Raw genomic sequence first — 13,041 nt, 5'->3', positions numbered from 1 at the left:
CCCGCGAGATTAGCCGCCCGCGGGCACGTCTTTGGTTTTGTCGCTGGTCTCGGCGCCGGGCTCGTCGGCGACCTCGGCGGAATCGGCGTCGGCCCGGTCGTCATGCCCGTCGTCGGCGTTCGGGTCCTTCTCGACGGCGATCACGAAGTCGTCGCCGTGCTGTGTGACACCCTGGACCACCGCCGAGTTGACGGCCTCGACCGCGTACTCGCGACGCACGATCATCGGGTCGCGACGCAGATCCCGCATGAGCGACACCGTCAGGCCCACCATCACCACCACGAACGGCAGCGCCGCGATGATCGTGATCGTCTGCAGGCCGTTGAGCGCGTCCTCACCGCCCACCAGCAGCATCACGGCGGCCACCGCGCCGGTGGCGACGCCCCAAAAGATCACCGTCGGGCGCGTCGGTTTGATCGTGCCGCGTTCGGACAGCGAGCCCATCACGATCGACGCGGCGTCGGCGCCGGAGACGAAGAAGATCGCCACCAGCAGCATCACCACGACGCTGGCGATCGTCGCGATCGGGTACTGGTCGAGCAGCCCGAACAACTGCTGCTCGACGCTGCCCTCACCCGCGAGATCGACCCCGTTCTGCTGTTCGTGGATGGCCGCGCCGCCGAACACGCAGAACCACACCAGCGACACCACGCTCGGCACGAACAGCACGCCCGCGATGAACTGGCGGATGGTGCGTCCACGCGAGATACGCGCGATGAACATGCCCACGAAGGGAGTCCAGGAGATCCACCAGGCCCAGTAGAAGATCGTCCACGACTGCAGCCACTCGTTGACGTCGGCGCCCTCGGCCCCGGTGCGGGCCGACATCATCGCCAACTGCTCCACGTAACTACCGATGGACGTGGGGATCATGTTGAGCATGAACACCGTCGGGCCCACCAGGAAGATGAACAACGCCAGCACGAAGGCGAGCACCATGTTGATGTTCGACAACCACTGGATCCCGCGGGCCACACCCGAGACGGCCGACAGCACGAAGGCGACGGTGAGCACCGTGATGATCACCACCAGGATGGTGTTGCCGACCTGCCCGATGCCCGACACGATCTGCAGGCCGCTGCGGATCTGCAGGGCGCCCAGGCCCAGCGAGGCCGCCGACCCGAACAGTGTGGCGAAGATCGCCAACATGTCGATGACCTTGCCCGCCGGACCGTTGGCGCGCTCACCCAGCAGCGGCTCGAAGGCGGCGCTGACCAGTTGCAGCCGGCCCTTGCGGTACACGCCGTAGGCGATCGCCAGGCCCACGACCGCGTAGATGGCCCACGGGTGCAGCGTCCAGTGGAACAGCGTGGTCGCCATCGCGGTCTGCGCGGCGGCCGGGTCTCCCGGGTCGCCGGTGCCCGGCGGTGGAGTGACGAAGTGTGACAACGGTTCTGACACCCCGAAGAACATCAGGCCGATGCCCATGCCCGCGCTGAACATCATGGCCACCCACGACACCGTGCGGAACTCTGGTTCTTCGTCGTCGCGGCCCAGCGGGATGTTGCCGTAGCGGCTGACCGCCAGCCACACCACGAACACCACGAACCCGGACGCGGTGAGCACGAACAGCCATCCGGTGCTGTTCATCACCCAGGCCAGGGCGTCGGCCGAGGCCGAGGCAAGCGAGTCGGTGCTGAGGAAGCCCCAGACCAGGAAGCCGATCGCGATGAGGGCCGTGACGCCGAACACCACGCGGTCCAGACCCTCGCGGCGCGTGTAGGCCTTCTGCTCGACCGGTACGTCGAGCACGGGGTGTTGCGGGACGACGACGTCGCTACCGACGGGTGATTTGAGAACTTTTTCGGTTTTCGTTACCGCTTTTTCGTCCGCGTCAAATTTAGCTTTTCGTATCTCGTCAGTCATGGTCAATTCATCACAGCGCGGATGGCAAACGAAATCAAATTTCCGGGCCGGTTTGCCAGAAATTACTTAGCCGCGTCTATCAATTCCTCCAGGGATTCGTCGAGCAGGCTGCGGAACACGTCGACGTCGCTCATGGCGTCACGATCGGCGTTGATCCCGAAGTACAGCCTGCCGTTGTACGAGGTCACGCCGATCGCCAGCACCTGGTTGTGCAACAGCGGCGGCACTGCGTACGTCTCCAGCAGCTTCGTGCCCGCAACGTACATCTGCTTCTGCGGTCCCGGCACATTCGTGATCAACAGATTGAACAAGCGCGCCGAAAACCCCGTCGCCACACGAATTCCCATCGCGTGCAATGTCGGCGGTGCGAATCCCGAGAGCGTCACGATGGTGCGCGCGTCGACCAGGCTGACCGCCCACGAGTTCGACTCGGTGGCGTGGGTGATGTGCGACAGGCGCACGACGGCGTTGCCCTCCCCGACCGGCAGGTCGACGAGGAACGGCGAGACCTCGCTGATCGCCTGACCAGGGCCGGGCGAATCGAGTTCCTCGTCGGGGTAGACCGACAGCGGCGCCATGGCCCGCACGGTGGTGCTCGGCGTCACCGGCTCGCCACGTGAGAGCAGCCAGTTGCGCAGCGCCCCGGAGATCACCGCCAGCACCACGTCGTTGATGTCGCAGTCGTAGCGCACCCGCACCTGCCGGTAATCGTCGAGCTTGTGGTCGGCCACCGTGAACCTGCGGTTGCGCGACACCGTGGTGTTGAGCGGACTGCTCGGGGCCGTGCCGCGCGCCACCGTGCGAACCGTGTCGGCGATCCGGCGCCCCACCGCGGCGAGTTCGCCTGCGTTGGTGGCCACCTCGGTGACGGTGTCGCGCAGCGCCGCGACCTGACTGGTGGGACGTGCGATCCACTCCCCGATCGCGCCGAGCACCAGTTGGCGGTCGGTCGGCTCACGCGACGGGATCCAGATGTCCTCACCGAACTCGGGCGGTTTCTGGGTCCGGTCGGCGATCACGTGGCCCACCTCGAGCGCGGACATGCCGTTCACCAGCGCCTGATGTGACTTGGTGTAGATCGCGATGCGGTTCCCGGCCAGCCCCTCGACGAGGTACATCTCCCACAGCGGCCGTGTCTTGTCCAGCGGCCGTGACCCGAGCCGGGCCACCAGGTCGTGCAATTGGGCGTCGCTGCCCGGAGACGGCAGAGCCGAACGCCGGATGTGATAAGTGATGTCGAATTCACGGTCGTCGATCCACACCGGGCGCGCCAGCCCCAGCGTCACCTCGCGCACCTTCTGCCGGTACCGAGGGATCTGCGGCAGGCGCTTCTCGACGGTCTCCAGCAGGGTCTCGTAGCTCAGTCCGGCGCGTGGTTTGCGCAGGATGGACAGGGACCCGACGTACATCGGTGTCGAGGTGTTCTCGAGGCGGTAGAACGCTGCGTCGGACGCCGACAGCCTGGTCACCATTCGGCGCCAACCTCCCCTGTGGATCGCGTGGAACCCCGTCACGGTAACCGGGGATTCTGCGTGCGCGCATCACGGGTGCGTTCCGAGGCCGTCACGTCGTGGGATCATTGATTCATCTGCACCTCTCCAGCAGATGTCGTCCTGTCCTGCCGACCGCTGGAGTTCTCTCGTGCACCCATCAGAAGCCGCGCCATCGCCCGCAACCGATCTGCCGGTCGCAGGCCCCGCGCCGAGACCGGTCGTGGAGCCGGTGATCGACTACGAACCGCCGGTGCAACCCATCACCTCGGTGCCACCGTGCCCGGCACCCACCGCGCTGCACCGGCATACGCCACGCACGTTGCGTCTGGTGCCACCACCGGTCGAGCAGCAAGTGCACGACGGTGCCGGCCAGTTCGCCGCGATGGCCCTGCGCCGCGTGCTGGAGGTCATCGACCGGCGCAGATCCCCGGCGCAGTTGCGCGCGGTGCTCAACCCGCTGTTGATCGACTCCGTGGTGGCGCTGTCTCAGACGCGCCACGGCGCCCCCGCGAACCTGCGCCGCGTGCGGTTACGCGCGGCTGCCGGGCCCACGCGCGGCACCGACGCCGGCTACGGCACCGCCGCGGAAATATTCGCCACTTACACCCGCGGTCAGCGGGTCCGCGCCATCGCGGCACGCGCCGAATTGCAGAGCGGCCGTTGGCAACTCACCGCCCTGCAGATCGGCTAGCCCTTGCGGTGCGACTTCGCGGGCCGGTCGGCCTTGGCCTGCTTGCGCGCGGCCTCGCGGCGCTCGCGGCGCGAGCCGCCGGCCGGTGCGGCATGGCGTCCGCCGTTGCCGCTGCGCTGCACCTGCGCGGTGCCGTCCTCGGACGGACCGGTGTAGGTCAGCGGCGGCGCCTCGTTGTCGATCCCCTTGGCGCGCAACGCCGGAGCGGGACGCTCGGCCTCCGCGCGTTCCTTGGTGGCCACCGATCCGGAATCGGGCTTGGCCGCCGAATCGGACGCCTTTGCCGCGGCCGCGGCAGCGAATTCCGACAACGTCGGCGGCGGCGCCTGCGGGGCGACCTGAGGCTGCTGCGGGGCGGCCTCCACCTGGACGTTGAACAGGAAGCCGACGCTCTCCTCCTTGAGCGCTTCGAGCATGCCGACGAACATGTCGTAACCCTCGCGCTGGTACTCGACGAGCGGATCGCGCTGCGCCATGGCGCGCAGGCCGATGCCCTCCTTGAGGTAATCCATCTCATAGAGATGCTCGCGCCACTTGCGATCGATCACGTTGAGCAGAACGTTGCGTTCGAGCTGGCGCATGGCGCCCTCGCCCGCGATCGCCTCGATCTGCTTCTCTCGATCGGCGTAGGCGCGCTCGGCGTCCTTGATCAGCGCGTCGAGCAGTTCCTCGCGTGTCAGCTCGCCCGGCTCGCCCACCGCATCGGAGTCGATGAGGTCGCGGTGATCGATGCCGACGGGGTACAGCGTCTTGAGCGCGGTCCACAGCGTCTCGAGGTCCCAGTCCTCGGCATAGCCCTCGGCGGTGGCGCCGTCGACGTACGCCGTGATGACATCGACGAGCATCTTGTGGGCCTGCTCGGCGAGGTTCTCGCCTTCGAGGATGCGCCTGCGCTCGGCGTAGATGACCTTGCGCTGCTGGTTCATCACCTCGTCGTACTTGAGGACGTTCTTGCGGACCTCGAAGTTCTGCTGCTCGACCTGCGTCTGTGCGCTCTTGATGGCGCGGGAGACCATCTTGGCCTCGATCGGCACGTCGTCGGGCAGGTTGAGCCGGGTCAGCAGCGTCTCAAGCGTCGCGCCGTTGAACCGCCTCATCAACTCGTCGCCCAGCGACAGGTAGAACCGCGACTCGCCGGGGTCACCCTGGCGGCCGGAGCGGCCGCGCAGCTGGTTGTCGATACGGCGGGACTCGTGACGCTCGGTGCCCAGCACGTACAGACCGCCCGCCTCGATGACCTGCTCGGCCTCCTTGGCGCACTCGGCCTTGACCTGCGGCAGCACCTCGTGCCAGGCCGCCTCGTACTCCTCGGGCGTCTCGACCGGGTCGAGGCCGCGCTCACGCAGCCGCTTGTCGGCCAGGAAGTCGACGTTGCCGCCCAGCACGATGTCGGTACCGCGACCGGCCATGTTGGTGGCGACCGTGACCGCGCCGCGCCGGCCGGCCTCGGCGATGATGTTCGCCTCCTGCTCGTGGTACTTCGCGTTCAGCACGTTGTGCGGGACGCGGCGCTTGGTCAGCATCTTCGACAGGTACTCCGAGCGTTCCACGCTGGTGGTACCGATCAGCACCGGCTGGCCCTTGGCGTGGCGTTCGGCCACATCGTCGACCACGGCCAGGAACTTGGCCTCTTCGGTCTTGTAGATCAGGTCGGACTGGTCCTGGCGCACCATCGGCTTGTTGGTCGGGATCGGCACCACGCCCAGCTTGTAGATCTCGTGCAGCTCGGCGGCCTCGGTTTCGGCCGTGCCGGTCATGCCGGACAGCTTGTCGTAGAGGCGGAAGTAGTTCTGCAGCGTGATCGTGGCCAGCGTCTGGTTCTCGGCCTTGATCTCGACGCGTTCCTTGGCCTCGATCGCCTGGTGCATGCCCTCGTTGTAGCGACGGCCCATCAGCACGCGGCCGGTGAACTCGTCGACGATGAGCACCTCGCCGTTGCGGACGATGTAGTCCTTGTCGCGCTGGAACAGCTCCTTGGCCTTCAGCGCGTTGTTCAGGTAGCTGACCAGGGGCGAGTTGGCGGCCTCGTACAGGTTGTCGATGCCCAGCTGGTCCTCGACGAACTCCACACCCAGTTCGTGCACACCGACCGTGCGTTTGCGCAGGTCGACCTCGTAGTGGACGTCCTTTTCCATCATCGGGACGATCCGCGCGAACTCCTGGTACCAGTGCGATGCGCCGTCGGCCGGCCCCGAGATGATCAGCGGCGTACGAGCCTCGTCGATGAGGATCGAGTCGACCTCGTCGACGATGGCGAAGTTGTGGCCGCGCTGCACCATGTCGTCGACCGAGTGCGCCATGTTGTCACGCAGGTAGTCGAAGCCGAACTCGTTGTTGGTGCCGTAGGTGATGTCGGCGGCGTAGGCGGCCCGGCGCTCGTCGGGGGTCATGCCGGAGAGGATGACGCCCACATCCAGGCCGAGGAACCGGTGCACGCGACCCATCCACTCGCTGTCGCGTCTGGCCAGGTAGTCGTTGACCGTGACGACGTGCACGCCCTTGCCGGACAGCGCGTTGAGGTAGGACGGGAGCACCGCGGTCAGGGTCTTGCCCTCACCGGTCTTCATCTCGGCGACGTTGCCGAAGTGCAGCGCCGCACCGCCCATCACCTGGACGTCGAAGTGGCGCTGGTTGAGCACGCGCCACGCGGCTTCACGCGCGACGGCGAACGCCTCGGGCAGCAGGTCGTCGAGGTCCTCCCCGTCGGCAACCCGCTTCTTGAACTCTTCGGTCTTGGCTCGCAGCTCGGCGTCAGAGAGCTTCTCCACGTCGTCGGACAAGGCGTTGACATAGTCAGCCACCTTCCTGAGGCGCTTGACCATGCGGCCTTCACCGAGACGGAGCAACTTCGACAGCACGCTATTTCCCCTGTGGGTTTCGATGGATCCCCGTGGGTGGGATCTCACGGGCTATTAGTCGAGTCCATCGTAGGTGACAGGTGGAACACTCCGGCTCTGTCAGCCGTCAAAGACCGGCCACCGACCTGCTCCGCTTGCCCGCGTGAACCGGCCCACACGTGAAATCGCACTCCGGAAACCTCCGGAGTGCGATCCCGCCGACTGTGGGTTGTCGGCTGTTTGTGCTGGTCGGCCGGTCAGGCCAGGCGGATCAGCCCGTAGTCGAACGCGTGGCGGCGGTACACCACCGAGGGTCTGTCCGTCTCCTTGTCGTGGAACAGGAAGAAGTCGTGACCGACCAGTTCCATCTCGTAGAGCGCGTCGTCGACCGTCATGGGCGTCGCGGGGTGGTCCTTGATGCGGACGATCCGGCCGGGTTCGTGCTCGGCGACGCCGTCGTTGTAGCGCGCCTCACCGTCCTCCCTGGACACGTCGAGGCCCGCCAGCGGGTCTTTCGCGGTGGCCTCGGCCAGCGACACGGGGGTCTTGTCGCCGTAGTGGATCTTGCGCCGGTCCTTGGCGCGTCGCAGTCTGCCCTCGAGCTTTTGGACCGCCGACTCGAAAGCGGCGTAGAAGCTGTCGGCGCAGGCCTCGCCCCGGACGACAGGGCCGCGCCCGCGCGCGGTGATCTCGACGTGTTGACAGTTCTTGCGTTGGCGGCGGTTGCGTTCGTGGTCAAGTTCGACGTCGAAGAGGTAGATGGTCTTGTCGAATCGCTCAAGGCGCGACAGCTTCTCTGAGACGTAGGTGCGGAAATGGTCGGGGACCTCGACGTTGCGACCCTTGACGACGACCTCGGCATGGGGCCGTTCCGGGGTGGTGCCAGCAGTGCTCTCGCGGTCGTCTTCGACGACCATGGTGCGGGTTGAATCCATCGAATGGCTTGACATACTTGGCAACTCGTTTCTCTCACACGTCGCACGCATCGCGTGCCGGGCTCTCGATGAAACGCGCCGAAGGGCCAAAAATTTTTGCTCCGCCCACCGGCGCAAGGGGTCGAGTGACTCACCTCCTGCCATGTGACGGGCCGTGTACGGCGAAGGAGCGAGGTAGGGGCGCTCTGCCGTGAGGCTTCACGGGGTGTTGCTGCCGACGGTAGCCGTGTTCACCCGTTAGTGCCAGTGATTCCGCCTACGGGTTTCGTGTTCTTCATGATCGTGTGACGCCCCGACAATCAGCACCCCCGTCAAGCGTGCGAGATGGCCAGCATCACGGCCACCTCGGCACCGGATCTCGCCAGGGTGCGCACCGATTCGGTCGCGGTCGCCCCGGTCGTGACGACGTCGTCGACCAGCACAAGGTCACCCTCCGCGCCGTCGCTGAGGGCCCGCCGTCCCGCCCGTGTGAGGCGGATCCGTCCGGCGAGGTTGCGCTGGCGGTCACCACCCGAGAGCCCCACCGAATCCCGCACCCACGCGCGCGTCCGCAGGGCCGGGACCGTGGTGACGCCGGGCAGTGCGGCGGTCGCGGCCACCGCGACCCGGGTGACCGGGTCACCGCCGCGTCTGCGGGCCGCACTGCGCCGTGTGGGAGCCGGCACGACGATCACCGGAGCAACGACGACGCCCCATGTCAGCAGCCGCTCCAGACCGCTGCGCAGCGCGTTTGCCAGCGGCGGCAGCAGATCGGCGCGGCCGTGCTCCTTGGCCGCCACGATGGCGCGTCTGCGGGCGCCAGCGTAGCGGCCAAGAGCGAACACCGGGACACCCGGATCGGTGCGCGGGGTGACCAGGTGTGGCTCGTCGTCGCGGACCGTCAACTCCGCCGCGCAGCGCGGACACCACCCGGTCGACGCAGCACCACAACCGCCGCACGCGAGGGGCAGGACCAGATCGAGCATGCCCGCAGTGTTCCCCGGGCCACCGACATCCGGGTCGTCTCAGCCGGGCAGTACGGGAAGCGAGCCGGGCACCATCAGCGGACTGACCTCGACCCAACCCGAGTTCTCCTCGTCGGCCGAGGCCGAAAGTTGCTTCACGCCACGCTGATCGGCGACATACACCGTGGACGGGTTGGCCGCCACGACCGACACCGGCATCACCAGATTGCGGCTCGGCGCGTCGGAATTCACGCCGTCGAGGTTCACATACGACACGGGGTGCTCCGGATCGGTGCGGCTCACCACGATGTCGTCACCGGTACGCCACGACAGCGACACCGCGGAGTTGCCGAGCCCGAAACCCAACCGGCGCGGGTAGGTCAGCAGGAACCGTCCGTCCTGCGTCTGTTCGATACCCGCGAGGATCACCTGGCCCTCGATGACCATCGCGGCGCGGGTGCCGTCACGCGACAGCTGCAGGTCGCTGATCGGTCCCGGGTAGCGGCTGCTCACCGCACTGGAATCCACCGGGATCCGCGCCGGGGTTCCCGACGCGTCGCGGATGGCACGCACCACGTTGATGCCGTCGGCGACCACCCACACCGCCTGGTCCAGCGACCAACTCGGCCGCGACAGGGTGCGGCCCTCCATGGCCTGCACGGTGCTGCCGCCCAGCGGGCCGATCCACAGCGTCGCTGCCGGATCGGGGGCTCCCGGCGGCGCCACCACGGACGCGGCGTCCTGACCGTTGCGCGACACCGATGCCGAAACCTGGTGCGGCGCCTGCCCGAAGGCGCCGGGCACGCGCGGGGCGCGCTGACCGTCGAGCGACACCAGCGATCCGTTCACGAGCGCGTGCAGGCCCGCCGCCGCGCCCGGCGCCGCACCCGGATCGGTGGCGGCGACGTCGGAGGTCTCCCAGCCGTCGGCGAACCGGTCGTCCAGCGGCGCGCCGTCGACGTTGATCACGTACGGGCCTGCCACACCCGCGCGCGACAGCGTCCAGATGAGTTGGGCGGCAAGCAGTTGGCGGCTGTGCGGGTCGGAGGCCGACAGGTTCTCCAGGTCGATGCGCGCACCGCCGTAGCCGCGGCCGACGCCGGTCTTGCCACCGTCGGCGCGGGTGACCGGACCGCGCAGTTTCAGCGGCGGGTCGAGCAGGTTGCGCACCGAGCGCTCCATCTCCGGGCGCGGTCCGGCGATGAGCTTCGAGACGAGTTCGGTGGCAAGCTGATCCGGATCCGACACCGCCACGTAGCGCGGATCGGGCACCACGGTGGTCCCGGTGGGGTCGACGAAGTAGAGGGTGTAGCGCTTGTAGGTGGCCTGGAACTGCTGCCAGTCCAGGAACACGCCGTTGGGCAACCGGTCGATCCGCCAGCCACCCGAGGTCTTGACCAGTTCGATGGGCCCCGGATCGGGTAGCGCCCCCTCCCCCGTCTCGAACACACCCAGATCCGACAGCGATCCGAGGATGTCGGCGCGCATGCTCACCGAAACCCGGTCGGTGCTGCGGGTTTCGACGAACACCACGCGGTCGATCAGCAGGGCGCTGCCCGCGTCGTCCCATGCGCTCGACGCGGACTCGGTGAGGAACTGCCGCGCCGCCAGATGCCGGTTGGCGGGATCGGCTGTGGCCTTGAGGAATTCCCGCAGCAGCACGTCCGGGTCCATGTCCGGTGTCGGTTTCGGCAGGCTCGGCGGGGCCGGTCGTTCGACCGTGCCGATCGCCTGCGGAGAAGACGAGCTGGGAATTCCCGCGCAACCGGACACCAGGGCCACCAGACCGACGACCAACACCGTCAGCAGGCGCTTCACACGCTCTCCTCCGCTGCTTCCCGATCCTTGTTGGAACGGCGGCGCGCCGGCCGCTGCTCCGAGGCAGGCTTGAGCGGCAACGGGCTCGTCGTCACCTTGTGGCCACGCACCAGCGGCAACGTGAGCCGGAAGCACGCACCCTTGCCGGGCTCGCCCCAGGCCTCCAACCGTCCCTGGTGCAGGCGGGCATCCTCGATGCTGATCGCCAGGCCCAGCCCCGTGCCGCCGGAGCGCCGCACGCGCGACGGATCGGACCGCCAGAAGCGGCTGAACACCAGCTTCTCCTCACCAGGACGCAGCCCGACGCCGAAGTCGCGCACCGTGACCGCGACGGTGTCCTCGTCGGCGGCCATGCGGATCTGCACGGGCTTGCTCTCGGCGTGATCGATGGCGTTGGCGATGAGGTTGCGCAGGATGCGTTCCACGCGGCGGGGATCCACCTCGGCGATGACGTCTTCCTCGGGCATGTCGAGAGTGAGCTCGACACCCGCGTCGGCCGCGAGATGTCCCACGTTGTCCAGTGCGCTGCGCACCGTCGACCGCAGATCCAGCGACTCGACCGACAATTCGGCCACGCCCGCGTCGTGGCGTGAGATCTCCAGCAGATCGGCCAGCAGTGTCTCGAACCGGTCGAGTTCGTTGACCATGAGCTCGGTCGACCGGCGCAGCGCAGGGTCCAGATCCTCGCTGTGGTCGTAGATCAGATCGGCGGCCATGCGCACCGTGGTCAGCGGCGTGCGCAGCTCGTGGCTCACGTCAGAGGTGAAGCGGCGCTGCAGGTTACCGAACTCTTCGAGCTGCTGGATCTGACGTGACAGGCTTTCGGCCATGTCGTTGAACGACACCGCCAGGCGCGCCATGTCGTCCTCGCCGCGCACCGGCATGCGTTCGGTCAGGTGCCCCTCGGCGAACCGTTCGGCGATGCGCGAGGCCGACCGCACCGGCTGCACGATCTGACGCGCCACCACCAACGCGATGGCCGCGAGCAGACCGAGCAGCACCACACCGCCGGTCGCCATGGTGCCGCGCACCAGCGCGATGGTGCTCTCCTCGTTGTTCAACGGGAAGATCAGGTACAGCTCAAGATTCGGCACCGACGACGTCGTCGGGCTGCCCACGATCAGCGCGGGTCCGGAGAACCCTTCGGTCTGCACGGTCGCGTACTGGTAGCTGACTTGACCGGCCTTGACGAAGTCACGCAGCGCCTCGGGGATCTGCGCCACCGGCCCGGCCGCAGCGGCCGCGCGGGGGCCGTCGCCGGGTACGACGAGGACCGCGTCAAAGGCGCCGGCCATGTCCGCACGCACGTCGGCCTTGCGGTCGACGAGCGTGTTGCGCGCCAACTGCAGGCTGCTCTCGAGCGAGCGGGACTCCTCACCGCCGACGATGCCGCTGACGGTGTTGCGGGCCCGCTCCACCTCTTCGGTGGCAGCCTTGACCTTGACTTCGAGGATCCGGTCGGTGATCTGACTGGTCAGCACGAAGCCGAGTACCAATATGACGGCCAGTGACAGCCCGAGCGTGAGCGTGACGACCCGCAGTTGCAGGGAGCGACGCCACACCAGGCTGAGCGCTCTGCCCAACGTCCCCAATCCACGCACGAGTGGGCCGGAACCTCCCCAACGCCCACGTATGCGCCGCCTGGAGCCGAAGATCATCGGCACCGCTCCTCGTGCAAAGAAGCCTTCGACTCGTCACGGCGCCGCGCATGCTCGCCGGCGTCGATCACGGGGGTCCGGCCTTGTATCCCACTCCTCGAACGGTCAGGACCACCTGCGGGTTCTCCGGGTCTTTCTCCACCTTTGCCCGCAACCGCTGGACATGCACGTTCACCAAACGGGTGTCAGCGGGGTGACGGTATCCCCACACCTGTTCGAGCAGCACATCCCGAGTAAACACCTGCCGTGGTTTGCGTGCCAGGGCCACCAGCAGGTCGAACTCCAGCGGTGTCAGCGAAATCTGCTCGCCTTGCCGGGTCACCTTGTGCGCGGGCACGTCGATCTCGACGTCACCGATCGACAGCATCTCGGCGGGCTCGTCCTCGTTGCGCCGCAGCCGGGCCCGCACGCGCGCGACGAGCTCCTTCGGCTTGAACGGCTTCATCACATAGTCGTCGGCTCCGGATTCCAGGCCCAGCACCACGTCGACGGTGTCGGTCTTGGCGGTCAGCATGACGATCGGCACGCCGGAGTCGGCGCGCAGCACACGGCACACGTCGATGCCGTTCATCCCAGGCAGCATCAAATCGAGCAGGACCAGGTCCGGCCTGAGCTCCCGGACAGCGGTGAGTGCCTGGCTGCCGTCGCCGATGACCGCGGTGTCGAAACCCTCACCACGCAGAACGATGGTGAGCATCTCGGCCAGTGACGGGTCGTCATCGACGACAAGGATCCTTTGCCTCATGGTGTCCATGGTGTCACCAGATCGCCACAAAACTCGGCTACCACACGCGGGCGT

General features: G+C 67.5%; 9 protein-coding genes. 1 reads left to right on the top strand and 8 read right to left on the bottom strand.

Going from position 1 to position 13,041, the window contains the following annotated elements; translation table 11 throughout:
* Nucleotides 1–9 precede the first annotated feature (9 nt).
* Nucleotides 10–1,866: a BCCT family transporter gene (locus AT701_RS09615; protein WP_058125722.1), complete on the bottom strand. Its 1,857-nt coding sequence runs from the start codon at nt 1,864–1,866 to the stop codon at nt 10–12.
* Nucleotides 1,867–1,928: 62 nt separating this feature from the next.
* Complete coding sequence (locus AT701_RS09610) at nt 1,929–3,338, bottom strand: WS/DGAT/MGAT family O-acyltransferase (RefSeq protein WP_058125721.1); 1,410 nt, start codon at nt 3,336–3,338, stop codon at nt 1,929–1,931.
* A gap of 133 nt (nt 3,339–3,471) precedes the next feature.
* Between AT701_RS09610 and AT701_RS09605 the strand changes: the two genes are divergently transcribed.
* The gene (locus AT701_RS09605) at nt 3,472–4,050 is read left to right on the top strand and encodes an Rv3235 family protein (protein ID WP_174519577.1); all 579 of its coding nucleotides are present in this window, start codon (nt 3,472–3,474) and stop codon (nt 4,048–4,050) included.
* On the opposite strand, the gene secA is transcribed toward AT701_RS09605, so the two are convergent.
* The 6 genes from secA to mtrA form a co-directional block, all read right to left on the bottom strand.
* Complete coding sequence (gene secA, locus AT701_RS09600) at nt 4,047–6,908, bottom strand: preprotein translocase subunit SecA (RefSeq protein WP_058125720.1); 2,862 nt, start codon at nt 6,906–6,908, stop codon at nt 4,047–4,049. The two genes, AT701_RS09605 and secA, sit on opposite strands and share 4 nt — an antisense overlap.
* 236 nt (nt 6,909–7,144) lie before the next feature.
* The gene (gene hpf / locus AT701_RS09590; protein WP_058125719.1) at nt 7,145–7,837 is read right to left on the bottom strand and encodes a ribosome hibernation-promoting factor, HPF/YfiA family; all 693 of its coding nucleotides are present in this window, start codon (nt 7,835–7,837) and stop codon (nt 7,145–7,147) included.
* 296 nt (nt 7,838–8,133) lie between these two features.
* Entirely contained in the window at nt 8,134–8,787 is a 654-nt protein-coding gene (locus AT701_RS09585) for a ComF family protein (RefSeq protein WP_058125718.1), read from the bottom strand.
* A gap of 39 nt (nt 8,788–8,826) precedes the next feature.
* On the bottom strand, nt 8,827–10,584 hold the full coding sequence (gene lpqB / locus AT701_RS09580) for an MtrAB system accessory lipoprotein LpqB (protein WP_011727973.1): 1,758 nt from the start codon (nt 10,582–10,584) through the stop codon (nt 8,827–8,829).
* On the bottom strand, nt 10,581–12,242 hold the full coding sequence (gene mtrB, locus AT701_RS09575; RefSeq protein WP_014877234.1) for a two-component system sensor histidine kinase MtrB: 1,662 nt from the start codon (nt 12,240–12,242) through the stop codon (nt 10,581–10,583). Before mtrB ends, lpqB begins: the two co-directional genes overlap by 4 nt.
* Nucleotides 12,243–12,309: 67 nt before the next feature.
* Nucleotides 12,310–12,996: a two-component system response regulator MtrA gene (gene mtrA, locus AT701_RS09570; protein ID WP_011727971.1), complete on the bottom strand. Its 687-nt coding sequence runs from the start codon at nt 12,994–12,996 to the stop codon at nt 12,310–12,312.
* Between the last annotated feature and the right edge of the window lie 45 nt (nt 12,997–13,041).

The organism is Mycolicibacterium smegmatis (genome assembly GCF_001457595.1).
GTDB classification, from domain to species: Bacteria; Actinomycetota; Actinomycetes; order Mycobacteriales; family Mycobacteriaceae; genus Mycobacterium; species Mycobacterium smegmatis.
The sequence above is the reverse complement of the archived record's forward strand: the minus strand, read 5'-3'. Positions and strand labels throughout refer to the sequence as shown.